Origin of the sequence: Salmonella sp. 741265116_PST (genome assembly GCF_046567715.1) — a bacterium.
Taxonomy (GTDB): Bacteria; Pseudomonadota; Gammaproteobacteria; order Enterobacterales; family Enterobacteriaceae; genus Salmonella; species Salmonella enterica.
Genome location: NZ_JBKFPH010000007.1, coordinates 77,941 through 102,724, shown reverse-complemented (window position 1 = coordinate 102,724; position 24,784 = coordinate 77,941). Strand labels below are relative to the sequence as shown.

General features: G+C 45.4%; 26 protein-coding genes. 19 read left to right on the top strand and 7 right to left on the bottom strand.

The window, feature by feature from the left end; genetic code table 11:
* The first annotated feature begins 90 nt into the window (after nt 1-90).
* From sicA to sptP, 9 genes are all read left to right on the top strand, one after another.
* Nucleotides 91-588, top strand: coding sequence for a SycD/LcrH family type III secretion system chaperone SicA (gene sicA / locus ACLD11_RS07225; protein ID WP_000386309.1), 498 nt, complete (start codon nt 91-93; stop codon nt 586-588).
* 2 nt (nt 589-590) lie between these two features.
* Nucleotides 591-2,372: an SPI-1 type III secretion system needle tip complex protein SipB gene (gene sipB, locus ACLD11_RS07220; protein ID WP_411011725.1), complete on the top strand. Its 1,782-nt coding sequence runs from the start codon at nt 591-593 to the stop codon at nt 2,370-2,372.
* A 27-nt stretch (nt 2,373-2,399) separates the two neighbouring features.
* On the top strand, nt 2,400-3,629 hold the full coding sequence (sipC, locus tag ACLD11_RS07215; protein WP_000909019.1) for an SPI-1 type III secretion system needle tip complex protein SipC: 1,230 nt from the start codon (nt 2,400-2,402) through the stop codon (nt 3,627-3,629).
* A gap of 70 nt (nt 3,630-3,699) precedes the next feature.
* Nucleotides 3,700-4,731 carry an SPI-1 type III secretion system needle tip complex protein SipD gene (gene sipD / locus ACLD11_RS07210; RefSeq protein WP_411011726.1) on the top strand — a complete coding sequence of 344 codons (1,032 nt, stop codon included), beginning with the start codon at nt 3,700-3,702 and terminating at the stop codon, nt 4,729-4,731.
* A gap of 18 nt (nt 4,732-4,749) precedes the next feature.
* Nucleotides 4,750-6,807: an SPI-1 type III secretion system effector SipA gene (gene sipA / locus ACLD11_RS07205; RefSeq protein ID WP_411014725.1), complete on the top strand. Its 2,058-nt coding sequence runs from the start codon at nt 4,750-4,752 to the stop codon at nt 6,805-6,807.
* A gap of 18 nt (nt 6,808-6,825) precedes the next feature.
* Entirely contained in the window at nt 6,826-7,074 is a 249-nt protein-coding gene (locus ACLD11_RS07200) for an acyl carrier protein (protein WP_061376021.1), read from the top strand.
* Nucleotides 7,075-7,117: 43 nt separating this feature from the next.
* Entirely contained in the window at nt 7,118-7,378 is a 261-nt protein-coding gene (locus ACLD11_RS07195; RefSeq protein WP_072206347.1) for a hypothetical protein, read from the top strand.
* 26 nt (nt 7,379-7,404) lie between these two features.
* On the top strand, nt 7,405-7,797 hold the full coding sequence (gene sicP / locus ACLD11_RS07190; RefSeq protein WP_001748715.1) for a chaperone SicP: 393 nt from the start codon (nt 7,405-7,407) through the stop codon (nt 7,795-7,797).
* Nucleotides 7,784-9,415 carry an SPI-1 type III secretion system effector GTPase-activating protein SptP gene (sptP, locus tag ACLD11_RS07185; protein ID WP_411014724.1) on the top strand — a complete coding sequence of 544 codons (1,632 nt, stop codon included), beginning with the start codon at nt 7,784-7,786 and terminating at the stop codon, nt 9,413-9,415. The genes sicP and sptP overlap by 14 nt, the downstream gene beginning before the upstream one ends.
* A gap of 53 nt (nt 9,416-9,468) precedes the next feature.
* On the opposite strand, the gene iagB is transcribed toward sptP, so the two are convergent.
* The 3 genes from iagB to hilD form a co-directional block, all read right to left on the bottom strand.
* Nucleotides 9,469-9,951 (bottom strand): SPI-1 type III secretion system invasion protein IagB, encoded by a 483-nt coding sequence (gene iagB / locus ACLD11_RS07180; protein ID WP_411011729.1) that lies wholly within the window; start codon nt 9,949-9,951, stop codon nt 9,469-9,471.
* A gap of 17 nt (nt 9,952-9,968) precedes the next feature.
* Nucleotides 9,969-11,630, bottom strand: coding sequence for a transcriptional regulator HilA (hilA, locus tag ACLD11_RS07175; RefSeq protein WP_411011730.1), 1,662 nt, complete (start codon nt 11,628-11,630; stop codon nt 9,969-9,971).
* A 1,090-nt stretch (nt 11,631-12,720) separates the two neighbouring features.
* Nucleotides 12,721-13,650, bottom strand: a complete 930-nt coding sequence (hilD, locus tag ACLD11_RS07170; RefSeq protein WP_411014723.1) for a transcriptional regulator HilD — start codon at nt 13,648-13,650, stop codon at nt 12,721-12,723.
* Between the two features lie 315 nt (nt 13,651-13,965).
* Here hilD and prgH point away from each other — a divergent pair, with 315 nt between their 5' ends.
* The 9 genes from prgH to sprB all read left to right on the top strand — a co-directional run bounded on the left by prgH (nt 13,966) and on the right by sprB (nt 20,529).
* Nucleotides 13,966-15,144, top strand: a complete 1,179-nt coding sequence (gene prgH, locus ACLD11_RS07165; protein ID WP_080220172.1) for a type III secretion system inner membrane ring protein PrgH — start codon at nt 13,966-13,968, stop codon at nt 15,142-15,144.
* Between the two features lie 24 nt (nt 15,145-15,168).
* Nucleotides 15,169-15,411: a type III secretion system needle filament protein PrgI gene (gene prgI / locus ACLD11_RS07160; protein WP_001143300.1), complete on the top strand. Its 243-nt coding sequence runs from the start codon at nt 15,169-15,171 to the stop codon at nt 15,409-15,411.
* 18 nt (nt 15,412-15,429) lie between these two features.
* Nucleotides 15,430-15,735, top strand: a complete 306-nt coding sequence (gene prgJ / locus ACLD11_RS07155; protein WP_000020427.1) for a type III secretion system inner rod protein PrgJ — start codon at nt 15,430-15,432, stop codon at nt 15,733-15,735.
* A complete protein-coding gene (prgK, locus tag ACLD11_RS07150; RefSeq protein ID WP_183060238.1) occupies nt 15,732-16,490 on the top strand; it encodes a type III secretion system inner membrane ring lipoprotein PrgK in 759 nt (252 codons plus the stop codon). The genes prgJ and prgK overlap by 4 nt, the downstream gene beginning before the upstream one ends.
* Nucleotides 16,462-17,061, top strand: a complete 600-nt coding sequence (gene orgA, locus ACLD11_RS07145) for an oxygen-regulated invasion protein OrgA (RefSeq protein ID WP_094897821.1) — start codon at nt 16,462-16,464, stop codon at nt 17,059-17,061. The genes prgK and orgA overlap by 29 nt, the downstream gene beginning before the upstream one ends.
* Complete coding sequence (gene orgB / locus ACLD11_RS07140; protein ID WP_183060240.1) at nt 17,018-17,689, top strand: type III secretion system linker protein OrgB; 672 nt, start codon at nt 17,018-17,020, stop codon at nt 17,687-17,689. Before orgA ends, orgB begins: the two co-directional genes overlap by 44 nt.
* Nucleotides 17,690-17,704: 15 nt before the next feature.
* Complete coding sequence (locus ACLD11_RS07135; protein WP_411014722.1) at nt 17,705-18,157, top strand: type III secretion system effector protein OrgC; 453 nt, start codon at nt 17,705-17,707, stop codon at nt 18,155-18,157.
* A 344-nt stretch (nt 18,158-18,501) separates the two neighbouring features.
* Nucleotides 18,502-19,389, top strand: coding sequence for an invasion transcriptional regulator HilC (gene hilC / locus ACLD11_RS07130; protein ID WP_411014721.1), 888 nt, complete (start codon nt 18,502-18,504; stop codon nt 19,387-19,389).
* A gap of 384 nt (nt 19,390-19,773) precedes the next feature.
* The gene (gene sprB / locus ACLD11_RS07125; RefSeq protein ID WP_411014720.1) at nt 19,774-20,529 is read left to right on the top strand and encodes a transcriptional regulator SprB; all 756 of its coding nucleotides are present in this window, start codon (nt 19,774-19,776) and stop codon (nt 20,527-20,529) included.
* A 275-nt stretch (nt 20,530-20,804) separates the two neighbouring features.
* On the opposite strand, the gene sitD is transcribed toward sprB, so the two are convergent.
* Genes sitD through sitA form a run of 4 tightly spaced genes read right to left on the bottom strand, consistent with a single transcriptional unit; the run spans nt 20,805 to nt 24,236 of the window.
* Nucleotides 20,805-21,653, bottom strand: a complete 849-nt coding sequence (sitD, locus tag ACLD11_RS07120; RefSeq protein ID WP_076933146.1) for an iron/manganese ABC transporter permease subunit SitD — start codon at nt 21,651-21,653, stop codon at nt 20,805-20,807.
* Complete coding sequence (gene sitC, locus ACLD11_RS07115) at nt 21,644-22,504, bottom strand: iron/manganese ABC transporter permease subunit SitC (RefSeq protein WP_001104336.1); 861 nt, start codon at nt 22,502-22,504, stop codon at nt 21,644-21,646. Before sitC ends, sitD begins: the two co-directional genes overlap by 10 nt.
* Nucleotides 22,501-23,322: an iron/manganese ABC transporter ATP-binding protein SitB gene (gene sitB / locus ACLD11_RS07110; protein WP_000083153.1), complete on the bottom strand. Its 822-nt coding sequence runs from the start codon at nt 23,320-23,322 to the stop codon at nt 22,501-22,503. Before sitB ends, sitC begins: the two co-directional genes overlap by 4 nt.
* Complete coding sequence (gene sitA / locus ACLD11_RS07105; protein WP_000182930.1) at nt 23,319-24,236, bottom strand: iron/manganese ABC transporter substrate-binding protein SitA; 918 nt, start codon at nt 24,234-24,236, stop codon at nt 23,319-23,321. The genes sitB and sitA overlap by 4 nt, the downstream gene beginning before the upstream one ends.
* Before the next feature lie 181 nt (nt 24,237-24,417).
* Here sitA and ACLD11_RS07100 point away from each other — a divergent pair, with 181 nt between their 5' ends.
* Nucleotides 24,418-24,762, top strand: a complete 345-nt coding sequence (locus ACLD11_RS07100) for a nitrous oxide-stimulated promoter family protein (RefSeq protein WP_411014719.1) — start codon at nt 24,418-24,420, stop codon at nt 24,760-24,762.
* Nucleotides 24,763-24,784: the final 22 nt, after the last annotated feature.

The following is a 24,784-nucleotide window of genomic DNA, read 5'->3' as shown; positions in this document are numbered from 1 at the left end:
TCACTAACCACCGTCGGGGTTTAATAACTGCATCAGATAAACGCAGTCGTTAAGTTCTACAAAGTCGGTGACAGATAACAGGAGTAAGTAATGGATTATCAAAATAATGTCAGCGAAGAACGTGTTGCGGAAATGATTTGGGATGCCGTTAGTGAAGGCGCCACGCTAAAAGACGTTCACGGGATCCCTCAAGATATGATGGACGGTTTATATGCTCATGCTTATGAGTTTTATAACCAGGGACGACTGGATGAAGCTGAGACATTCTTTCGTTTCTTATGCATTTATGATTTTTACAATCCCGATTACACCATGGGACTGGCGGCGGTATGCCAACTGAAAAAACAATTTCAGAAAGCATGTGACCTTTATGCAGTAGCGTTTACGTTACTTAAAAATGATTATCGCCCCGTTTTTTTTACCGGGCAGTGTCAATTATTAATGCGTAAGGCGGCAAAAGCCAGGCAGTGTTTTGAACTTGTCAATGAACGTACTGAAGATGAGTCTCTGCGGGCAAAAGCGTTGGTCTATCTGGAGGCGCTAAAAACGGCGGAGACAGAGCAGCACAGTGAACAAGAAAAGGAATAATTATGGTAAATGACGCAAGTAGCATTAGCCGTAGCGGATATACCCAAAATCCGCGTCTCGCTGAGGCGGCTTTTGAAGGCGTTCGTAAGAACACGGACTTTTTAAAAGCGGCGGATAAAGCTTTTAAAGATGTGGTGGCAACGAAAGCGGGCGACCTTAAAGCCGGAACAAAGTCCGGCGAGAGTACTATTAATACGGTGGGTCTGAAGCCGCCTACGGACGCCGCCCGTGAAAAACTCTCCAGCGAAGGGCAATTGACGTTACTGCTTGGCAAGTTAATGACGCTACTGGGCGATGTTTCGCTGTCTCAACTGGAGTCTCGTCTGGCGGTATGGCAGGCGATGATTGAGTCACAAAAAGAGATGGGGGTTCAGGTATCGAAGGAGTTTCAGACGGCTCTGGGAGAGGCTCAGGAGGCGACGGATCTCTATGAAGCCAGTATCAAAAAAACGGATACCGCCAAGAGTGTTTATGACGCTGCGGCCAAAAAACTGACGCAGGCGCAAAATAAATTGCAATCGCTGGACCCGGCTGACCCCGGCTATGCACAAGCTGAAGCCGCGGTAGAACAGGCCGGAAAAGAAGCGACAGAGGCGAAAGAGGCATTAGATAAGGCCACGGATGCGACGGTTAAAGCAGGCACAGACGCCAAAGCGAAAGCCGAGAAAGCGGATAACATTCTGACCAAATTCCAGGGAATGGCTAATGCCGCCCCTCAGAATCAGGTTTCCCAGGGTGAGCAGGATAATCTGTCAAATGTCGCCCGCCTCACTATGCTCATGGCCATGTTTATTGAGATTGTGGGCAAAAATACGGAAGAAAGCCTGCAAAACGATCTTGCGCTTTTCAGCTCCTTGCAGGAAGGCCGTCAGGCGGAGATGGAAAAGAAATCGGCTGAATTCCAGGAAGAGACGCGCAAAGCCGAGGAAACGAACCGCATTATGGGATGTGTTGGGAAAGTCCTCGGCGCGTTGTTGACCATTGTCAGCGTGGTTGGCGCTATTTTTACCGGCGGGGCGAGTCTGGCGCTGGCTGCAGTAGGGCTTGCGGTTATGGTCGCCGACGAGATTGTGAAGGCGACGACGGGGGTGTCGTTTATCCAGCAAGCGCTGAATCCCATTATGGAGCATGTGCTGAAGCCGTTAATGGAGCTGATTGGCAAGGCGATTACCAAAGCGCTGGAAGGATTAGGCGTCGATAAGAAAACGGCGGAGATGGCCGGTAGCATTGTTGGCGCGATTGTTGCAGCCATTGCGATGGTGGCGGTCATTGTGGTGGTCGCAGTTGTCGGGAAAGGCGCAGCGGCGAAACTGGGTAACGCGTTGAGCAAAATGATGGGCGAAACGATTAAGAAGTTGGTGCCTAACGTGCTGAAACAGATGGCGCAAAACGGCAGCAAACTCTTTACCCAGGGGATGCAACGTATTACTAGCGGTCTGGGTAATGTGGGTAGCAAGATGGGCCTGCAAACGAATACCTTAAGTAAAGAGCTGGTAGGTAATACCCTAAATAAAGTGGCGTTGGGCATGGAAGTCACGAATACCGCAGCCCAGTCAGCCGGTGGTGTTGCCGAGGGCGTATTTATTAAAAATGCCAGCGAGGCGCTTGCTGATTTTATGCTCGCCCGTTTTGCCATGGATCAGATTCAGCAGTGGCTTAAACAATCCGTAGAAATATTTGGTGAAAACCAGAAGGTAACGGCGGAACTACAAAAAGTCATGTCTTCTGCGGTACAGCAAAATGCGGATGCTTCGCGTTTTATTCTGCGCCAGAGTCGCGCATAAAAACTGCCAAAATAAAGGGAGAAAAATATGTTAATTAGTAATGTGGGAATAAATCCCGCCGCTTATTTAAATAATCATTCTGTTGAGAATAGTTCACAGACAGCTTCGCAATCCGTTAGCGCTAAAGATATTCTGAATAGTATTGGTATTAGCAGCAGTAAAGTCAGTGACCTGGGGTTGAGTCCTACACTGAGCGCGCCTGCGCCAGGGGTATTAACGCAAACCCCCGGAACGATCACGTCCTTTTTAAAAGCCAGTATTCAAAATACCGACATGAATCAGGATTTGAATGCCCTGGCAAATAATGTCACGACTAAAGCGAATGAGGTTGTGCAAACCCAGTTACGCGAGCAGCAGGCAGAAGTCGGAAAGTTTTTTGATATTAGCGGGATGTCTTCCAGTGCCGTTGCGCTGTTGGCTGCCGCGAATACGTTAATGCTGACGTTGAACCAGGCTGATAGCAAACTGTCTGGTAAGTTGTCATTAGTCAGTTTTGATGCAGCTAAAACGACGGCAAGCTCCATGATGCGCGAAGGGATGAATGCGTTGTCCGGTAGTATTTCCCAGAGCGCGCTTCAGTTGGGGATCACTGGCGTGGGCGCAAAACTGGAATATAAGGGGCTGCAGAATGAAAGAGGCGCGCTTAAACATAATGCCGCGAAGATCGATAAACTGACCACCGAAAGCCACAGTATTAAAAACGTGCTGAACGGGCAGAATAGCGTCAAACTCGGTGCTGAAGGCGTCGATTCTCTGAAATCGTTAAATATGAAGAAAACCGGTACCGATGCGACGAAAAATCTTAATGATGCGACGCTTAAATCTAATGCCGGAACCAGCGCCACGGAAAGTCTGGGTATTAAAGACAGTAATAAACAAATCTCCCCTGAACATCAGGCTATTCTGTCGAAACGTCTTGAGTCTGTCGAATCCGATATTCGTCTTGAGCAGAATACCATGGATATGACTCGAATCGATGCGCGCAAGATGCAGATGACGGGCGATCTGATTATGAAGAACTCAGTCACGGTCGGTGGTATTGCAGGGGCGTCCGGGCAGTACGCCGCTACTCAGGAACGTTCCGAGCAGCAAATTAGCCAGGTGAACAACCGGGTTGCCAGCACCGCATCGGACGAAGCCCGTGAAAGTTCACGTAAATCGACCAGCCTGATTCAGGAAATGCTGAAAACAATGGAGAGCATTAACCAGTCGAAAGCATCCGCACTCGCTGCTATCGCAGGCAATATTCGCGCTTAATCTGAAAGGTCATCTATACGCCATCAGGGGTGTGATTTAATCGCGCTCCTGATGGCGAACTGGGGATATTATGCTTAATATTCAAAATTATTCCGCTTCTCCTCATCCGGGGATTGTTGCCGAACGGCCGCAGACTCCCTCGGCGAGCGAGCACGTCGAGACTGCCGTGGTACCGTCTACCACAGAACATCGCGGTACAGAGATCATTTCATTATCGCAGGCGGCTACTAAAATCCAGCAGGCACAGCAGACGCTGCAGTCAACGCCACCGATCTCTGAAGAGAATAATGACGAGCGCACGCTGGCGCGCCAACAGTTGACCAGCAGCCTGAATGCGCTGGCGAAGTCTGGCGTGTCATTATCCGCAGAACAAAATGAGAACCTGCGGAGCGCGTTTTCTGCGCCGACGTCGGCCTTATTTAGCGCTTCGCCTATGGCGCAGCCGAGAACAACCATTTCTGATGCTGAGATTTGGGATATGGTTTCCCAAAATATATCGGCGATAGGTGACAGCTATCTGGGCGTTTATGAAAACGTTGTCGCAGTCTATACCGATTTTTATCAGGCCTTCAGTGATATTCTTTCCAAAATGGGAGGCTGGTTATTACCAGGTAAGGACGGTAATACCGTTAAGCTAGATGTTACCTCACTCAAAAATGATTTAAACAGTTTAGTCAGTAAATATAATCAAATAAACAGTAATACTGTTTTATTTCCAACGCAGTCAGGCAGCGGCGTTAAAGTAGCAACTGAAGCGGAAGCGAGACAGTGGCTCAGTGAATTGAATTTACCGAATAGCTGCCTGAAATCTTATGGATCCGGTTATGTCGTCACCGTTGATCTGACGCCATTACAAAAAATGGTTCAGGATATTGGTGGCTTAGGCGCGCCGGGAAAAGATTCAAAACTCGAAATGGATAACGCCAAATATCAAGCCTGGCAGTCGGGTTTTAAAGCGCAGGAAGAAAACCTGAAAACCACATTACAGACGCTGACGCAAAAATATAGCAATGCCAATTCATTGTACGACAACCTGGTAAAAGTGCTGAGCAGTACGATAAGTAGCAGCCTGGAAACCGCCAAAAGCTTCCTGCAAGGATAACAGAAGAGGATATTAATAATGGTTACAAGTGTAAGGATTCAGCCTCCCGTCATAATGCCAGGTATGCAGACCGAGATCAAAACACAGGCCACTAATCTTGCGGCGAATCTTTCCGCAGTCAGGGAAAGTGCCACAGCGACGCTGTCAGGGGAAATTAAAGGCCCGCAACTGGAAGATTTTCCCGCGCTGACCAAACAGGCGAGTCTGGATGCATTGTTTAAATGCGGGAAAGACGCCGAGGCGTTAAAAGAAGTTTTTACCAATTCAAATAATGTCGCCAGTAAGAAAGCGATAATGGAGTTTGCCGGGCTCTTTCGTTCAGCGCTCAACGCCACCAGTGATTCTACTGAGGCGAAGACGCTACTAATGAAGGTGGGGGCAGAGTATACCGCGCAAATCATAAAAGATGGCCTGAAAGAAAAGTCAGCTTTTGGGCCATGGATGCCAGAAACAAAGAAAGCGGAAGCGAAGCTGGAAAACCTGGAAAAGCAGCTGTTAAATATCATCAAAAATAACACTGGCGGTGAATTAAGTAAATTATCGACGAATTTTGTTATGCAGGAGGTGATGCCCTATATTGCCAGCTGCATTGAACATAACTTTGGCTGTACGTTGGATCCGTTAACCCGCAGCAATCTTACGCAGCTTGTTGACAAAGCGGCGGCGAAGGCGGTTGAGGCGCTTGATATGTGCCACCAAAAATTAACGCAAGAGCAGGGTACCAGCGTTGGACGGGAAGCCCGGCACCTTGAAATGCAAACGTTGATACCCCTGCTGCTACGTAATGTTTTTGCACAAATTCCTGCAGATAAACTGCCCGACCCTAAAATTCCGGAACCTGCGGCTGGACCAGTACCTGATGGTGGGAAAAAAGCAGAACCTTCGGGTATTAATATCAATATTAATATTGATAGCAGTAACCATAGCGTGGATAACAGTAAGCATATTAACAATAGCCGAAGCCATGTCGATAATAGCCAGCGCCATATCGATAATAGCAACCATGATAATAGCCGGAAGACGATTGATAATAGCCGAACATTTATTGATAACAGCCAACGCCATGGCGAGTCACACCATTCGACTAACAGCAGTAACGTAAGTCATAGTCATTCGCGTGTGGATTCGACTACGCATCAAACGGAGACGGCACACAGCGCCAGCACAGGGGCAATTGACCATGGCATCGCAGGTAAAATTGACATCACGGCTCATGCGACGGCAGAGGCTGTGACCATCGCTTCTTCCGAAAGTAAAAATGGAAAGGTGGTCACGTCAGAAAAGGGCACTACGGGTGAAACAACCTCTTTTGATGAAGTTGATGGCGTAACCAGCAAGAACATTATCGGCAAGCCGGTACTGGCCACGGTGCACGGCGTTGATGATAATAAACAGCAAAGCCAGACGGCAGAGATTGTGAATGTGAAGCCGCTTGCCAGTCAACTGGCTGGCGTCGAGAATGTTAAAATCGATACCTTACAATCAGACTCGACGGTAATTACAGGTAATAAAGCCGGTACGACCGATAATGATAATAGCCAGACAGATAAGACTGGCCCATTTTCTGGTTTGAAGTTTAAGCAAAATAGTTTCCTCTCAACGGTACCGAGCGTTACGAATATGCATTCAATGCATTTCAACGCCCGTGAGGCGTTTTTGGGTGTGATACGTAAAGCGCTGGAGCCGGATACCTCCACACCGTTTCCTGTACGCAGAGCGTTTGACGGCTTGCGTGCGGAAATATTACCCAATGACACGATAAAGAGTGCAGCGTTGAAAGCGCAATGTAGCGATATTGACAAGCACCCAGAATTGAAAGCGAAAATGGATACGCTCAAAGAGGTCATTACTCATCATCCACAAAAAGAAAAACTGGCTGAGATTGCACTGCAGTTTGCCAGAGAGGCGGGGTTGACCAGGCAAAAAGGGGAAACTGACTATGTGTTAAGTAATGTGTTGGACGGCCTTATCGGAGACGGTAGCTGGCGAGCTGGCCCGGCTTACGAGTCATACCTGAATAAACCTGGCGTGGATCGGGTTATTACTACCGTTGATGGCTTGCACATGCAGCGTTAATTAATTGGAAAAGATGCGATGAATATGGATATTGAAGCAAGAGTCAAAAAAGTGATCACCTCCTGTATTGCCGTTGATATTGATAGTATCAATGGTCAGACCCATCTGGTTGAGGATCTTTACGCTGACTCATTGGATTTAATTGATATTGTATTTGGTCTTAGTGAGGAGTTTGACATTAGTTGTAATGAAAACGATCTTCCGGATATGACGACCTTTGCGGATATATGCCGTGTTGTTAAAAAAAGTCTTGAGTCCAGGGTGTAGTATTTTTCTCTCGCTCGACAACAATTGAACAAGATTAATTGTTATGAAAATCATCACACACGTAGTACCCGGTTCAGGTATGGCTGCAATATATGATGATATTGCTGACAGTCCGCGTTTTGTTATTAAAGGCAAGTTACGTCATGTTGAAAATGATCCGAAGGAGCTGCTGATATGTGTTCCGATGCGTAGTGAATGGCTATTCTACTGGATTAAAGGAGAGAAATATTGCGCCCGGCGATGGGCGCGAAAAAGTATCAAGTCATTGTGTAACCAGATTAAATTTGAAGAAGCAATCTTATAAAAGATATAATTCAAGAGGAAAGTAAATTGCAAGCACACCAGGATATTATCGCTAATATTGGTGAGAAATTGGGTTTACCGCTCACTTTTGACGACAACAATCAGTGCTTATTACTACTCGATAGCGATATTTTTACGTCTATTGAAGCTAAAGATGATATCTGGTTATTGAACGGTATGATTATACCGTTATCGCCTTTTTGTGGCGATTCTATCTGGCGGCAGATTATGGTGATTAATGGTGAACTGGCTGCGAATAATGAAGGTACGTTAGCGTATATTGATGCCGCAGAGACGTTGTTGTTTATACATGCAATTACCGATCTGACAAATACTTACCATATTATATCGCAGCTTGAGTCATTTGTGAATCAGCAGGAAGCGCTCAAAAACATACTGCAGGAATATGCTAAAGTATGAGGAGAGAAAATTGAATAATTTAACGTTGTCTTCGTTTTCAAAAGTTGGTGTGTCGAATGATGCCCGACTTTATATTGCTAAGGAAAATACTGATAAGGCATATGTTGCGCCTGAAAAATTTTCGTCAAAAGTATTAACCTGGCTTGGAAAAATGCCGTTATTTAAAAACACTGAAGTGGTGCAAAAACATACGGAAAATATCAGAGTACAGGATCAAAAGATTTTACAGACATTTCTCCAGGCACTAACGGAAAAATATGGGGAAACAGCAGTTAATGACGCACTGTTAATGTCCCGTATAAATATGAACAAACCCCTTACCCAACGTTTAGCAGTGCAGATCACGGAGTGTGTAAAAGCTGCTGACGAAGGATTTATAAACCTTATTAAGAGCAAGGATAATGTTGGAGTCATGAATGCCGCTTTAGTCATAAAAGGCGGCGATACAAAAGCGACAGAACAAAATAACGATGTTGGTGCAGAAAGGAAGCAACCTTTACTCGATATCGCGCTAAAGGGACTTAAAAGAACATTACCGCAGCTGGAACAAATGGATGGAAATAGCCTGCGAGAAAACTTCCAGGAGATGGCTTCAGGTAACGGCCCGCTGCGTTCATTAATGACGAATTTACAGAATTTAAATAAAATTCCAGAGGCTAAACAACTTAATGATTATGCTGTAACGTTAACAAATATTCAGGTAGGTGTAGCCCGGTTCTCACAATGGGGAACCTGTGGGGGAGAGGTTGAGAGGTGGATTGATAAAGCCTCTACTCATGAATTAACCCAGGCTGTAAAAAAAATGCACGTTATTGCTAAAGAACTGAAAAACGTTACAGCTGAACTTGAGAAAATAGAAGCCGGCGCGTCAATGCCACAGACGATGAGCGGACCGACACTGGGCCTGGCACGGTTTGCGGTCAGCAGCATTCCAATTAATCAGCAAACCCAGGTGAAACTGAGCGATGGAATGCCTGTGCCAGTGAATGCGTTAACTTTTGATGGTAAGCCTGTGGCATTAGCCGGTTCGTACCCTAAAAATACGCCGGATGCGCTGGAAGCGCATATGAAAATGCTTCTTGAAAAAGAATGCTCATGCCTGGTGGTGTTAACGCCGGAAGATCAGATGCAGGCAAAACAATTACCAGCCTATTTCAGAGGGAGCTACACCTTTGGCGAGGTGCATACCAACAGCCAAAAAGTGAGCTCAGCCAGTCAGGGAGGAGCGATAGACCAATACAATATGCACCTGTCCTGCGGGGAAAAGCAGTATACAATCCCGGTATTGCATGTGAAAAATTGGCCAGATCACCAGCCGTTACCGTCTACTGATCAGTTAGAATACCTGGCGGATAGGGTGAAAAATAGTAACCAAAATGGCGCGCCGGGGCGTAGTTCATCAGATAAGCATTTACCGATGATTCATTGTCTGGGCGGAGTGGGGAGAACCGGAACGATGGCGGCGGCCCTTGTACTTAAGGATAATCCTCATAGTAATCTGGAGCAGGTACGTGCAGATTTCCGGAATTCACGGAACAATAGAATGCTGGAAGACGCCTCACAGTTTGTACAATTAAAAGCAATGCAAGCCCAGTTGCTTATGACGACGGCAAGCTGATAAAAATATAGCTTACTTTTAGAACTATCTGAAAGTAAGCTATTCCTGTCTCATTATTTGTTTACCGCGATAGAAAGTCTTTTGTTTTTCTCTTCTGCTGACATCCCTTTTAATTTTCTGTAATTCTCCCAAATTTTTTTAGCATAACGTTTCCTTATATCCGATCGTTTCGGCGACGTCCCGGCATTATAAGCGCCAACGGCCTCCCAGCTATAACCGTAGATTTTCATCATATCTGATAAAATGGATGCGCCAACAATGACAGAAATGCAGGGGTCCTGTAACAACTGTTTTTCACTAATCCCCATTTTTTTCAGCCTTTTCATATGGAAGCTGTTAATTTGCATCAGGCCAAGATCGGTTGAACCATCTCGGTTATGACCAATGGCGCCTGGTTTCATCGCCGATTCCTGCTGGGCGATAGCGTAAAGTAGTTCGGATTCAATATTGAACATTTTTTCAGCCTGAAGCCAGCAATCAGCCCATGCCGTATTTATGTTAAGCAACCAGATTACGATGATAAAAAAATAATACATATCTCCTCTCTCAGATTTTACCGTAATTTAATCAAGCGGGGATCCTGTTTCCATCTTTTGAACCAAATATTATCTTCGTTTTTAAATTTATTCCACATTTTCTCGGCAATAGCTTCGCCGTGGGCAATCAGCACTAACGGTAATAATCCTGGATTATTATCAATACGCTGTTCACTTTCCAGAAATTCTCTTATCGTTGGTAAGGCACGCTCACTATTCTGACAGTATTCAGCATAAAGAAGATTAACAGCAATAAGCCCTGTTATTTCCTGCGTGGATATTTCTTTAGTTAATTTTCGTGCCAGTTCATGTTTACCTTTAAGCGAAAGAAACATAACCTGCATACTTAATAATATTGGATTATCCTGCAGGTGTTGTGAGCGTAATTCATCGCCTAAACGTATAGCATCATCAATACCGGTATGATAATAGGTAATCCACAGCTTAGTGATCCCTGCGGCTGCGCGCGTTGGGTCCAATTTTAAACACTCGTTAATCGTTTGTAAGGCCTCCTCCAACTGGCCAGCCATGAAGAGATTCCAGCCATAATAATATTTAATATCTGCAGAGATGGGCGAAAGTAAGTTAGCTTGTTTGAATAGCAAACTCCCGACGATGTATTCTGAATGAATTGTATTAATTAGCCCCAGTAATCCTAAAGCTTGTGGATTATTGTGGTCCAGCTCTGTCGCCTTAATCGCATGTTCTTTAGCTTTGATCATGGCGTTTTGTTTATCAAAAATCCCCATTTGCGCCATACTGAGGTAGCATTCTGCCAGCGCACAGTAAGGCGCAATGCTGTTTGGCGACATGTTAACGCATTGAGTCAGCAATTTAAGCGCTTGCTGTAAGCTATAGGGAGTATATTGATTTAACTCATGCTTACCGCGTAAGTAAACCATGGTACTGTCAATCGAATTTAGCTCGCTAATCTGCTTTGTGTCCCAGCGAAGTCCGGGAATACATCTGAGCAAAAGATTCGCAATTTTGTTTTGCAAGAGAGAAGCGGGTTGGTTTGCTATCAACTTAATGCTTTCCTGGTGCAGCAGGTGGTAGCCTTTAACCCGAACTATCTCGATCTGTACAATATTATCATTGCCATCGGGTATCATCTGCCCGGAGATATAATAATCGGGGCGTAATTGATCCATAAGCTCAAGAATATCTTTAACACTGCGGCAGTTCTTCGTAATGGTCACCGGCAGCACGCTTAGGCCAAAGGGCGCATACTGCGATAATCCCTTCACGATAGAGTAATGCAGACTCTCTGATTGAACCTGATCCTGCATCTGAAAAGGAAGTATCGCCAATGTATGAGTCGTAGGTTGCGGCGCTGGCGGAGACACCACTACGACCGGACGATTAAACCGATAGCCCTGTCCGTACAGTGTTTCAATGTAACGATGATCTTTATCTTCCGACAGAATACGTCGTAAGGCATAAATACAGCGGGTAAGAGATTCTTCGTTAACTTCCGCGTCGCCCCATACCTGGTCCAGTAAGGTGTTTTTACTCACAATCTCGCCGGCGGCTTCGAGCAGGATGACCAGAACGGCATATTCTTTTGGCGGAATATTGACTTTCTTTTCTGATCGTAGCAGGGAGCCGTCCATGTTTAGTATGAAATCATCAAAGACGAATTTTTTATTAGATACAGGAACAGGATTAAAATGTGGCATGATAATAGTGTATTCTCTTACAGGGTGAAAAGTTATAATAGTTAATACAAGTCGTTAGGATAGAGTCTACTGTTTCAGTAATTCTGCTGTTAGTACTAACGGTCAGATTGAGCTTTTATTATGAGCTTAATGTCATATTCTACGGGCTCGGGTTTATATGTTTTTAACATTTGATTATTTAGCTTATGTCTGTGCTTTAAATAACTGACATGTTGGTAATGATATTATTATAACTGACTGTGATTATCGAATGGGCCCTGCCGTATGTCCTGTTGCAGAGAGAGTCAGCGTCTGGCATCTAAATATTTACATATTTAACTTGGCCTCATTGCAATAGAGATTAGTTTTGTAGCTATCTTACTGCATTTTTTGGGGGTGTAAATGCTGCTTATTATATCTTCATGGTTAATGGTCTGATAATTACACCATCAGAACCATTTTTCTCGAAGATTTCCACTAAATGACCATTCGTTGAAAGTTTAAGAGTGTAATTTGGCTTAGGTGCCAAAATATAAATGAAAGACTGTTTTTAATGATGCGCTTATTTTTATATTTTTTTGCAAAATAATGATATCGTCTTTTCTTTACTCCCTTCAGCTATAGCGTCAAAAAGGCAGGGGGTTTATGAGCAGTATCATCCTCAGGCTGGCCCACAGGCATTATATCGATATCAGTAGGAAGAGAAGAGGTATGCCTGGCAGAAAGCTAACAAGCGTGACTGTTTCGGTGTAGACCGTTCAGGCAAATAGTTCTCAGAGGGAACGGATGATGTATAAATATGAATAAAATGCCGGCCTTAATCCACAGGGTTAAAGCCGGAAGGAGATAGTGTCATCTGGACGGATTCTTACGCTGTGAATAAGGCAATATCGGTTTACCAGTCATCATAGCGATGACAAGTTCACAAAAATCGTTTATATAATCAGCATTACTTTAAATTACCAGAGATATCAGTATAAGCTGTCTTCCGGACAGAACAATGATGTTGAATAGCCTCCCATCCTGATAGAGCGTGTTAATGCGCAGTCTGAATTTTAAATTATTACAATTTTAATAAAAATCTTTACTTGAGTGATAGATACAAAAAATGTTAATGGTTCGCCATTTTTATGAATGTCGATGGCGTAGTTTTAAAATATTTTTTGAAACATTGAATGAAGTAGGATGTGCTATCATAACCACATTTTAATGCTACAGCATTAACATTATGGTTGCCTATGCGTAAAAGTTTTGCTGCCTGATTCATTCTTGCCGATAAGTAGATGTCGCTAAAGCTGGTACCTTCTTCTGCAAGTTTCCGTTTGAGCGTTGACGTACTCATAAATATATGATCGGCAACATCCGTAAGCTTCCACTGTCTACTGGGTGACGAAGATAGAATGTTGTAAACGCGCTCCTTTAACGTTATCTGAGCCGAGCTAAGGATGATCTCATAACTCTCCGGGAGTCGGAGAAAAGCAGTAAGCAGGAACAGCAGAAAATAAGGAATTAACTCTTCATTTTCAATACAACTCTTGTTGTTACAGTTACTGCAACCTTTGCTTGTATCCTTCGTACAGGAGAACGCCGTTTTCAGATGTTCAAATACCTCTCTTCTGGCAGGAAAGTCAGGCGTATAGAAGATTTTCTGCGCTTTCTCTGTGGGTACCGCCATTTTGGTTTGCTGCTCGTTTGGGATAAGTGCATAGAGAGCGCCAAGTCGTTGCGTCGGTATCTCGAGTATATCGAAATCCATGTGGCCATTGACCTCTTCAAGCGTCACGCTAACTACCTGCTCTTTTTTGAGCACCAACATCCCAGGTTCGTCACAGTAAATCGTATCGTGATTATTGCTAATCGTCAGTTTACCGCTCCGAAAGCAAACTAAAGTGAAACTGCTTACATAAAGATTTCTGATGGTAACCTGCTGAGCCTGACTTTTAATTTGCTGCTGGGTATTTGTCAAAAGTGATTTTAATTTCTGTAAGTTATCTGCGGCAGGACGCTGATGACTATTACTTACAAAGGTTACATTTTCCATATTATCCCTTTGTTGATGTTATTTTAATGTTCCTTACTGGTATCCTACTGAAAAAATCTGAGTTGTAAATGCTCTTTATTAGCGTGTGTTGGCAATGGTCTGATTGTTACACCAAAAGAACCCAAATTTGGGTAATTTATCTACAGTAGTTTAAGCCTCAATGGGGACGATGGTTCTTTTAATATGTGTTGAGACGCATTATACAGAATAAATTGATTTTATTTCTCACTTTTCATTCTATTTTCATCAGGAATCCCTGTGTCCTGTGCGGTACTCTGCTGCTATCGAGAACGACAGACATCGCTAACAGTATATATGGAAACATCAAAAGAGAAGACGATAACAAGCCCTGGGCCATACATAGTTCGATTACTTAACAGCTCACTGAACGGCTGTGAGTTTCCATTGCTGACAGGCCGAACACTCTTTGTGGTAGGTCAGAGTGATGTGCTCACTGCTTCAGGCCAACTCCCTGATATACCTGCCGATAGCTTTTTTATCCCGCTGGACCATGGCGGAGTAAATTTTGAAATCCAGGTGGACACGGATGCGACCGAAATTATACTCCATGAGCTAAAAGAAGGAAATTCCGAATCTCGTTCAGTGCAATTAAATACGCCAATACAGGTCGGCGAATTGCTTATCCTGATTCGCCCGGAAAGCGAGCCGTGGGTGCCCGAGCAGCCTGAGAAGTTAGAAACGTCTGCAAAAAAGAACGAGCCGCGTTTTAAAAACGGAATTGTAGCCGCACTGGCCGGGTTTTTTATATTAGGGATTGGGACGGTGGGAACGTTATGGATACTTAACTCGCCGCAGCGGCAGGCCGCAGAGCTCGATTCGCTATTGGGACAGGAGAAGGAGCGCTTTCAGGTGTTGCCAGGACGGGACAAAATGCTCTATGTCGCTGCGCAAAATGAAAGAGATACGCTGTGGGCTCGTCAGGTTTTAGCCAGGGGCGATTATGATAAAAATGCGCGAGTGATTAACGAAAACGAAGAAAATAAACGTATCTCTACCTGGCTGGATACCTATTATCCGCAGCTGGCTTATTATCGGCTTCATTTCGATGAGCCGCGTAAACCCGTTTTCTGGCTAAGCCGCCAGCGAAACACGATGAGCAAGAAAGAGCTCGAGGTGTTAAGTCAAAAGCTGAGAGCGCTAATGCCTTACGCGGATTCGGTTAACATCACGTTGATGGACGATGTTACCGCAGCAGGCCAGGCGGAAGCGGGGCTAAAACAGCAGGCGTTACCTTATTCCCGCAGGAATCATAAGGGGGGCGTAACGTTTGTTATTCAGGGGGCGCTCGATGATGTAGAAATACTCAGAGCTCGTCAATTTGTCGATAGCTATTACCGCACATGGGGAGGACGCTATGTGCAGTTTGCGATCGAATTAAAAGATGACTGGCTCAAGGGGCGCTCATTTCAGTACGGGGCGGAAGGATATATCAAAATGAGCCCAGGCCATTGGTATTTCCCAAGTCCACTTTAATTTAACGCAAATAAGGAAGTCATTATGCCAACATCTTGGTCAGGTTATCTGGATGAAGTTTCAGCAAAATTTGATACGGGCGTTGATGATCTACAAACGCAGGTAACAGAGGCGCTGGATAAATTAGCAGCAAAACCCTCCGATCCGGCGCTACTGGCGGCGTATCAGAGTAAGCTCTCGGAATATAACTTGTACCGTAACGCGCAATCGAACACGGTAAAAGTCTTTAAGGATATTGATGCTGCCATTATTCAGAACTTCCGTTAATCAGTTATAAGGTGGATTATGTCGATTGCAACTATTGTCCCTGAGAATGCCGTTATAGGGCAGGCGGTCAATATCAGACCTATGGAAACAGACATTGTCTCGCTGGATGATCGGCTACTCCAGGCTTTTTCTGGTTCGGCGATTGCCACGGCTGTGGATAAACAGACGATTACCAACAGGATTGAGGACCCTAATCTGGTGACGGACCCTAAAGAGCTGGCTATTTCGCAAGAGATGATTTCAGATTATAACCTGTATGTTTCTATGGTAAGTACCCTGACTCGTAAAGGAGTCGGGGCTGTTGAAACGCTATTACGCTCATGATTCGTCGATATCTATATACCTTTCTGCTGGTAGTGACCCTTGCCGGCTGTAAGGATAAGGATCTTTTAAAAGGACTGGACCAGGAACAGGCTAATGAGGTCATTGCCGTTCTGCAAATGCACAATATAGAGGCGAATAAAATTGATAGCGGAAAATTGGGCTATAGCATTACCGTTGCTGAGCCTGATTTTACCGCCGCAGTTTACTGGATTAAAACCTATCAGCTTCCTCCCCGGCCACGGGTGGAAATTGCGCAGATGTTCCCAGCGGATTCGCTGGTATCGTCTCCGCGAGCTGAAAAAGCCAGGTTATATTCGGCTATTGAACAGCGACTGGAGCAGTCATTACAGACGATGGAGGGCGTGCTCTCCGCCAGGGTCCATATTAGTTATGATATTGATGCTGGTGAAAATGGCCGCCCGCCAAAACCGGTTCATCTGTCGGCATTAGCCGTATATGAACGAGGTTCGCCGCTTGCGCATCAGATCAGCGATATCAAGCGTTTCTTAAAGAATAGTTTTGCCGATGTGGATTATGACAACATTTCTGTTGTGTTGTCAGAACGTTCTGATGCCCAATTACAGGCTCCCGGCACACCAGTAAAACGTAATTCTTTTGCAACCAGTTGGATTGTGTTGATTATTTTGTTATCCGCGATGTCAGCAGGCTTTGGCGTCTGGTATTACAAAAACCATTATGCCCGCAATAAGAAAGGCATAACGGCTGATGATAAGGCGAAATCGTCAAATGAATAGGCAGCCATTACCCATTATCTGGCAAAAAATCATTTTTGATCCGTTGTCGTATATTCATCCTCAGCGGTTGCAGATAGCCCCAGAAATGATTGTCAGACCCGCCGCCAGGGCGGCAGCGAATGAGTTAATACTGGCGGCATGGCGGCTTAAGAACGGAGAAAAGGAGTGTATTCAAAACTCACTGACGCAGCTGTGGCTGCGTCAGTGGCGCCGACTGCCGCAAGTAGCGTATTTACTCGGTTGCCATAAACTGAGAGCCGATCTGGCAAGGCAGGGAGCCTTGCTTGGCCTGCCGGATTGGGCGCAAGCATTTTTGGCAATGCATCAGGGAACAAGTTTATCTGTCTGCAATAAGGCGCCGAATCACCGGTTTTTACTTAGCGTCGGGTATGCACAGTTAAATGCCCTGAATGAATTTTTACCTGAATCTTTAGCACAGCGTTTTCCTTTGCTTTTTCCTCCATTTATTGAGGAGGCATCGAAGCAGGATGCTGTAGAAATGTCAATTTTGCTACTGGCCTTACAATATGCTCAAAAATATCCCAATTCCGTCCCCGCTTTCGCCTGTTGAGGGGATACTGATAAAGCGTAAAACGCTGGAACGTTATTTCTCTATTGAAAGATTAGAACAGCAGGCGCATCAACGGGCTAAGCGTATTTTGCGAGAGGCGGAAGAAGAGGCAAAGACCTTGCGGATGTACGCCTACCAGGAAGGTTACGAGCAGGGAATGATAGACGCGTTACAGCAGGTTGCAGCTTATCTTACTGATAATCAGACAATGGCCTGGAAGTGGATGGAAAAAATACAGATTTATGCCCGCGACTTATTTTCAGCAGCGGTCGACCATCCCGAAACGCTTTTAACCGTACTGGATGAGTGGCTGAGAGATTTTGCTAAGCCTGAGGGGCAACTTTTTTTAACACTGCCAGTTAATGCGAAAAAAGATCACCAAAAGCTGATGGTGTTGCTTATGGAGAACTGGCCAGGCACTTTTAATCTTAAATATCATCAGGAACAGCGCTTTATCATGAGTTGCGGCGATCAGATCGCTGAATTTTCACCTGAACAGTTTGTTGAAACGGCTGTAGGCGTCATTAAGCATCATCTTGATGAACTTCCACAAGACTGCCGGACGATTTCTGATAACGCCATTAACGCACTTATTGATGAGTGGAAGACAAAAACGCAAGCATTGTAAAATGGAGGCTATAAGGTGATACCGGGTACGATTTCGACTTCTTATTTGGTCCCGACAGCGGATACTGAAGCGACGAGTGTTGTTTCGTTGAGTGCCAGGGCCGCTATGCTGAATAATGTGGATAGCGCGCCTTTAAGCAAGGGCGGCGACGTTGATCTTTATGATGCATTCTACCAACGACTTTTGTCGCTTCCTGAGTCAGCCTCTTCTGAAACGCTTAAAGATAGCATTTATCAAGAGATGAATGCCTTCAAAGATCCCAAAAGTGGCGATTCGGCATTTGTCTCTTTTGAGCAGCAAACGGCTATGCTACAAAATATGTTAGCAAAAGTTGAATCGGGCCCCCATTTATATGAGGCTTTAAACGGGGTATTAGTTGGCACAATGAATGCGCAGTCACAAATGACCTCCTGGATGCAGGAGATTATTTTATCGGGCGGGGAAAACAAAGAGGCAATTGACTGGTGAACCCCCATTGCTGGCGATTTGTGATAAGGTATGGTGTATATATCAGCAAATAATGCAGAAAATGCACCATGCCGGTGTGTCTATCTTAATGATATATATGGATTATTAAGGTCTCTGCCAGGCGTTTTATTCTGAAAGAATTATATTAATATTGTAAGGTTTTATTACAAAATTTTGCATAAGGTTTGTAAGAGTATCTTTTTATGATGAAATGAGCGCGCGTTGGAATGTAATTATTGGCTATGATAATAAAAAAATCGGATTTAAATCATTTCTGTGAGTTTTAATTATTTCTTTATAAGAATATAACGATTTTAAGTTCCTTATAGCACACAGGATAAAATATGGTATTGCCTTCAATGAATAAATCAGTTGAGGCCATTAGCAATAATCACCTTCAACAGCCGAAAAAATTTCCATTAATAAATGGATTAGCTGACGTAAGAGACTATTATGTCGCAAACTGCTTATTGATTAAACTTAATAAAGGCAGTTTGCGAGTTGAAAACGAATTTGGGGAGTTCATCGAACAATCTGCGCCGTGTTTATTTTTATTGGAAAAAGATCAAACAATCACGCTTAGTATGAGCGAAATAGAAGGGCATATTGATTTTTCTTCACTGGAAGTTTCCTATGACTTAATGCAAAAATTCTATAAAGTTTTTTACAGTACAAGAAACTATAATGATCGAGAGCCATCATTAAAAACGAAACCAAAGTATTTTTTTCATGCGGACTTGTTGCCAGGGATGAGTGATACTTTTGACTCTATTTTGCATGGTGTGGCATGTCCACGGATTTGTAGTAATGTGAGTATTGATGATCATGATTATTCATATTTCTCATTGATGTATCTTATATCGGCATTTGTACGTAAGCCCAGTGGGTTTGATTTCCTTGAGCGAGCAATAAAAATTACGACAAAAGAGAAAGTTTATAACATTATTATCAGCGATCTCACCCGCAAATGGTCACAGGCTGAGGTGGCAGGAAAGCTGTTTATGAGCGTATCAAGTCTGAAGCGAAAACTGGCCGCTGAAGAGGTGAGTTTTAGCAAAATATACCTGGATGCTCGTATGAATCAGGCTATAAAATTATTACGAATGGGGGCTGGAAATATTTCACAAGTCGCGACGATGTGTGGCTATGATACGCCTTCTTATTTTATCGCTATTTTTAAACGGCATTTTAAGATTACACCGCTTAGCTTTATGCGTACAATGAACCATTGATTTGTGAAATTATTTTAAACGTTACTATCTGTTTGCGTTACAGATACCAAATATTTTTTTAATCGTAGTGTATATTTCAGTATCGCTACACCAGTGATATGTAGTTAATGAAAGAGAATCGAAAGCGTTCATTGTCAGACATACATGGCCACCAGGCGCCGGGCAATCGTTTCACTCTAAGAAATTACAGTAAAGTAAAACAGAAAATTTAATCATTATCAGATTTGTAAAAGGAATTCATTTCGGTAACGACATTGCACATGTAATAACGTATCTGGTCTTATTACCTTTGTAGTAAGAGGACGTTATCCACTTGCGCAGTAGTCGCCCAGGAAGAAAAATCTTTACCGAAGCTGTGGTCAGTTTTCAAAAAAGGATAAATAAATGAAAAATGTAATTATATACGGTATTAACTGGACTAATTGTTATGCCCTTCAGTCTATTTTTAAGCAAAAGTATCCGGAAAAGTGCGTTAAAACGTGTAACTCATTAACCGCACTTTTGCATTCTCTATCCGATATGCCGGACGCTGGGCTGATTTTAGCTTTGAACCCGCATGAGCATGTTTATCTTTTTCATGCGTTGCAGACGCGGTTGCAGAACCGTAAAGTCTTGGTAGTGGCAGATCGCTTGTATTATATCGATCGCTGTGTGCTGCAATATTTTGGCGTTATGGATTATGTTTTAAAAGACGAACTATCCTGCGCTATCCGCTCGGATCGAGAGAAGCTTCGTCTTCCGGAAGCCTGGCTGCGTTTTTGCCACAGGCCACAAAAGAAAACCGTGGTTGCTACGTATGCTTTTAATGCCGGTGAGACGCCGGAAGAGGTATTGTTTAATATCAATCAATACGCCTGGTGGAATCTACCTCCCGGCGTCACTCAGGCGAAATATGCGCTGCTGATATTATTATCCTCCGGACATCCGGCAATTGAACTGGCGAAAAAATTTGGTCTGGGAACAAAAACCGTCAGTATTTATCGTAAGAAGGTTATGTATCGTTTGGGGATGGATTCTTCACCGCTATCGCTGTTCCGGGGATTGAAATTAAACGCGCATTTACAGCGCACTGCTTTTGCACATAACCCTGGTGTACCGGATGATAATTGCGCGTTACCGATTGCAGTAGGAATGAATTAAAATATTTTTATTTGAAAATCATTCTCTTATATTACGTGTAGTTATAAATTTATTTTTTTTCTGAGATATTACAGATCTTGTGAGTAATAATCACATTATGCTGGGTTAGCCAAACTCTGAAAAAATTCGAAACAGGAAAAACATGGGGAGTAAAGCAGCTTATCTTTACGCTTGTTGCAAAGAAATTTAAAGATAGCTGCTTACCATACTAACCAACAACAGATATAGGGTGGCTTTCTACTACAGCTGCCGTATTTATTTTCTGAACGCTGCTGTTAACCTTGCGCCTCTGGTACGATTTCATTACGCCTGTCGCGCCATGTTGCGTAAATAAATACCACAATAAACACGATGGCAAATAATACCACGATGGTCGGCGCTGGCGCGCTATCAAGATAAAAAGACAGATAGACGCCCGCAAAAGCGGTAATAACTGACAGACTCACCGCTAATCCCAGCGCGCGCGCAAAGCGTCGCGTCAGCAAAATGGCAATTGCGCCGGGGGCGATAAGCAATGAAATCGACAGAATAATGCCCACCGATTTCAGCGTGGCGACGATAGTCAGCGCAATCATACATAGCAGGCCATAATGCAGTAGTGTGGTATTCAGCCCGCTGGCTTTCGCCTGGTGCGGGTCAAAAGCGTGTAGCAGGAGATCTTTCCATTTCAGCCCAATGATTAACGCAATACCCAGTGCAATAACTGACGTTTGTACGATATCCCCCAGCGATACGCCCAGCATATCCCCAAACAGGATGTGATCCAGATGCACTTCCGATTGAATAGAAACATAGAGCACCAGACCTGCGCCAAACATCCCGGAAAAGACGATGCCCATCACCGTATCACGTTTGATGCGGCTGTTATCGTCCAGATAACCGGTCGCGATAGCGCAAAATAATCCGGCAATGAAAGCGCCAATCGCCAGGGGGATCCCCACAATATATGCCAGCACGACCCCGGGGAATACCGCATGACTCATTGCGTCGCCCATTAACGCCCAGCCTTTTAACACTAAAAACACGGACAGTAAGGCGCAGGGAATCGCCACAATGACCGAAACCATAAGGGCGTTCACCATAAAATCAAACTGAAAGGGTTCCAGTAACGTTGTTAAGAACATGTCGGCTCCTTCTGCAGGCGGGCGCGTCGACGGTTGGCTAACAGACCGTGTTTCGGGGCGAAAATAAAGGCTGTGATGAACAGTAAGGTTTGCATGACGACAATAATTCCACCCGTGGCGCCATCCAGCCAGTAGCTAAGCCATGCGCCCAGAAAACTGGTCAGGCTGCCAATCACGACGGCAATCATGAGCAGACGTGGAAAACGGTCGGTGAGTAACCAGGCCGTCGCGCCCGGCGTGACGACGAGACAGATCACCAGGAACGCCCCAACGGTTTGCAGGGCCGCTACGGTAGAGACGGACAATAGAGTGAAAAACAACAGCTTCAGTCGACCCGGATTAAGCCCGATAGAACGCGCATGGGTCTCATCGAAAAAGACGACCATCAGATCTTTCCACTTTAACAGCAGAATCGTCAGCGAGACTGCGCCGATAATCGCCAGTTGCGCAATATCCGCTGGCGCGATCGCCAGCACGTTGCCGAGAATAATCGTCTGGATATTCACCGACATCGGATTGAGCGACACCATAAAAAGGCCGACGCCAAAAAAAGAGGAGAAGATAAGCCCGATAATCGCGTCTTCTTTCAGGCGTGAGCGTTGGTTAAGAAAGAGCATACTGCCTGCCGCCAGTCCGCCGGAAAGAAACGCGCCGAGCGAGAAGGGCAGCCCTAACATCCAGGCGCCAGCGACGCCAGGCACAATAGAGTGAGATAGCGCATCGCCAATGAGCGACCAGCCTTTGAGCATCAAATAGCAGGAGAGAAACGCGCACAGACCGCCCACCATCGCGGAGACCCACATCGCGTTGAGCATATACTGGTAGCCAAACGGCTCAACAAGCCAGTTCATGACGATTTTCCTCCGCTGGCCACGCGCCGGGAAATAAAGGGGCGCTCGTCATCGGTGATGATGTGCTCTTCACCTCCGCTTAGCGCGATATGACGTAGAACGCCGCTAAAGGCCTGTTCCAGATTTGCGGCGGTAAACGTGGTTTCGGTAGGGCCGCTGGCCAGTACGGTTCCTTTAATCATTACCGTATAGTCGCAAAACTCGGTGACGGAGCCGAGATTATGCGTTGAGACCAGCATCGTGCGGCCTTCATCGCGCAGTTCCCGCAGTAGATCGATGATTCGCGCTTCGGTTTTTACATCCACGCCGGTAAAAGGTTCATCCAGCAGGATCACCTGTCCATCCTGAGCGATGGCCCTGGCAAGAAACACACGTTTTTTCTGCCCGCCGGACAGCTCGCCAATCTGCCGGTGACGATATTCCTGCATATCCACCCGCGCCAGCGCGGCGTCAACACAGGCGTGATCATGCGCAGTGGGACGGCGTAGCCAGCCCATATGGCCGTAGCGTCCCATCATCACCACATCTTCTACCAGCACCGGAAATGACCAGTCCACTTCTTCCGATTGCGGAACATAAGCAATGAGGTTTTTTTTCAGCGCCTTGTTGACTGACTGTTGCAGGATAGTGATATCGCCCTGCGCAAGATGCACAAAGCCCATTAACGCTTTAAATAACGTAGACTTACCGGAACCATTTACGCCTACCAGCGCGGCGATTGAACCGCCAGGCACCTGAAAAGTGGCGTCCCGTAGGGCGGTATGACCGTTGCGATACGTCACCGTGACTTGATCAACGGTAATCGCAGATTGACTCATTGTTGACTCCTCAGTCCGTCGTTAATGCCGTTGACGATGGTTTCGGTCGTGACGCGCAGCAGATCCAGATAGGTTGGCACAGGGCCGTCAGCTGCGCTCAGAGAATCGACATACAGCACGCCGCCATAATGCGCGCCGGATTCACGCGCGACCTGGCGGGCGGGTTTATCGGAAACCGTACTCTCGCTAAAGATGGCGGGAATATGGTGCTTTTTAATGGTATCAATCACTTTACGCACCTGTTTTGGCGTCCCCTGTTGATCGGCGTTAATTGGCCAGAGATAAAGCTCTTTCATGTCATTATCGCGCGCCAGGTAAGAGAACGCGCCTTCACTGGTGACCAGCCAGCGCTGATCGGCGGGAATTTTTTCCAGCTCGGCACGCAACGGATCGGCCATCTGGCGAATTTTCGCTTTATAGCGTTCGGCATTTTGCTTATAGATCTGCGCATTATCCGGATCGTACTTCACCAGGGCGTCGCGAATGTTATCGACATAAATCAGCGCGTTTTCTGCCGACATCCAGGCGTGCGGGTTCGGTTTACCGTTATACGGGCCTTCGGTAATGCCCATCGGTTTGACGCCGGTAGAGACGACGACTTCCGGTACGCCGGAAAGGTGCTGATAAAATCGGGCGAACCATCGCTCCAGGTTCAGACCATTCGCGAGGATAAGCTGTGCCCCCTGCGCTCGTTTAATATCGCCGGGCGTTGGCTGATACTCATGGATTTCAGCGCCGGGCTTGGTAATTGAGCTGACTTCCGCTGCGTCGCCCGCCACGTTTTTCGCCATGTCGGCAATAACGGTAAACGTGGTGATGACTTTAAATTTCTCTTTTGCATAGGCTGGCGATAGCGCGAGTATCGCGACAATACCGGCAATCAGGAGTGTTTTCAGACGATGTAGATTCGTCATAGTATCCCTCGCAACAATGTGGTTAATTAATCATCGAATATAGCCTTTGCTATGTTATATAGCACAAGGCATGAATAAATGAAAATAATTCTTATTTGCGTAATGGCGACGATATGCAGTGATAGTGCTAAAGAGGGATAAGGTGTAAAATAAATACACCTTAATGTTCGGAGAGAGCACGATGCCTGGTAAACGTATCGCTCGTGAAAAACTGACGATCAAAAAAATGATCGCGCTGTATGAAAGCCAGTGCCCACAGGCGTCAGCGGTGCAGGGGCATTACGACGCGCTGTTCGCCTACGCGCAAAAACGTCTTGATAAGTGCGTATTTGGCGAGGAGAAACCAGCCTGTAAGCAGTGCCCGGTACACTGCTATCAGCCGGCTAAACGCGAGGAGATGAAGCAGATTATGCGTTGGGCAGGTCCGCGAATGCTTTGGCGACACCCTGTCCTGACCATGCGGCACCTTATCGACGATAAGCGCCCCGTTCCGGAATTGCCGGAAAAATATCAGCGCAAGAAGTGAAGGGGAAGCGTCAGGCCTACGG

Bases quoted from the DNA above. Each gene is read 5' to 3' on its own strand.
- sipA (WP_411014725.1), top strand. From the start codon at position 4,750: ATGGTTACAAGTGTAAGGATTCAGCCTCCCGTCATAATGCCAGGTATG.
- sipB (WP_411011725.1), top strand. From the start codon at position 591: ATGGTAAATGACGCAAGTAGCATTAGCCGTAGCGGATATACCCAAAAT.
- sipC (WP_000909019.1), top strand. From the start codon at position 2,400: ATGTTAATTAGTAATGTGGGAATAAATCCCGCCGCTTATTTAAATAAT.
- hilC (WP_411014721.1), top strand. From the start codon at position 18,502: ATGGTATTGCCTTCAATGAATAAATCAGTTGAGGCCATTAGCAATAAT.
- sptP (WP_411014724.1), top strand. From the start codon at position 7,784: ATGCTAAAGTATGAGGAGAGAAAATTGAATAATTTAACGTTGTCTTCG.
- sipD (WP_411011726.1), top strand. From the start codon at position 3,700: ATGCTTAATATTCAAAATTATTCCGCTTCTCCTCATCCGGGGATTGTT.
- prgJ (WP_000020427.1), top strand. From the start codon at position 15,430: ATGTCGATTGCAACTATTGTCCCTGAGAATGCCGTTATAGGGCAGGCG.
- sitD (WP_076933146.1), bottom strand. From the start codon at position 21,653: ATGTTCTTAACAACGTTACTGGAACCCTTTCAGTTTGATTTTATGGTG.
- sprB (WP_411014720.1), top strand. From the start codon at position 19,774: ATGAAAAATGTAATTATATACGGTATTAACTGGACTAATTGTTATGCC.
- hilA (WP_411011730.1), bottom strand. From the start codon at position 11,630: ATGCCACATTTTAATCCTGTTCCTGTATCTAATAAAAAATTCGTCTTT.
- sitA (WP_000182930.1), bottom strand. From the start codon at position 24,236: ATGACGAATCTACATCGTCTGAAAACACTCCTGATTGCCGGTATTGTC.
- prgK (WP_183060238.1), top strand. From the start codon at position 15,732: ATGATTCGTCGATATCTATATACCTTTCTGCTGGTAGTGACCCTTGCC.
- orgB (WP_183060240.1), top strand. From the start codon at position 17,018: ATGCTCAAAAATATCCCAATTCCGTCCCCGCTTTCGCCTGTTGAGGGG.
- sitB (WP_000083153.1), bottom strand. From the start codon at position 23,322: ATGAGTCAATCTGCGATTACCGTTGATCAAGTCACGGTGACGTATCGC.
- ACLD11_RS07195 (WP_072206347.1), top strand. From the start codon at position 7,118: ATGAAAATCATCACACACGTAGTACCCGGTTCAGGTATGGCTGCAATA.
- ACLD11_RS07100 (WP_411014719.1), top strand. From the start codon at position 24,418: ATGCCTGGTAAACGTATCGCTCGTGAAAAACTGACGATCAAAAAAATG.
- sicA (WP_000386309.1), top strand. From the start codon at position 91: ATGGATTATCAAAATAATGTCAGCGAAGAACGTGTTGCGGAAATGATT.
- prgI (WP_001143300.1), top strand. From the start codon at position 15,169: ATGCCAACATCTTGGTCAGGTTATCTGGATGAAGTTTCAGCAAAATTT.
- ACLD11_RS07200 (WP_061376021.1), top strand. From the start codon at position 6,826: ATGAATATGGATATTGAAGCAAGAGTCAAAAAAGTGATCACCTCCTGT.
- prgH (WP_080220172.1), top strand. From the start codon at position 13,966: ATGGAAACATCAAAAGAGAAGACGATAACAAGCCCTGGGCCATACATA.
- sitC (WP_001104336.1), bottom strand. From the start codon at position 22,504: ATGAACTGGCTTGTTGAGCCGTTTGGCTACCAGTATATGCTCAACGCG.
- orgA (WP_094897821.1), top strand. From the start codon at position 16,462: ATGATAAGGCGAAATCGTCAAATGAATAGGCAGCCATTACCCATTATC.
- iagB (WP_411011729.1), bottom strand. From the start codon at position 9,951: ATGTATTATTTTTTTATCATCGTAATCTGGTTGCTTAACATAAATACG.
- hilD (WP_411014723.1), bottom strand. From the start codon at position 13,650: ATGGAAAATGTAACCTTTGTAAGTAATAGTCATCAGCGTCCTGCCGCA.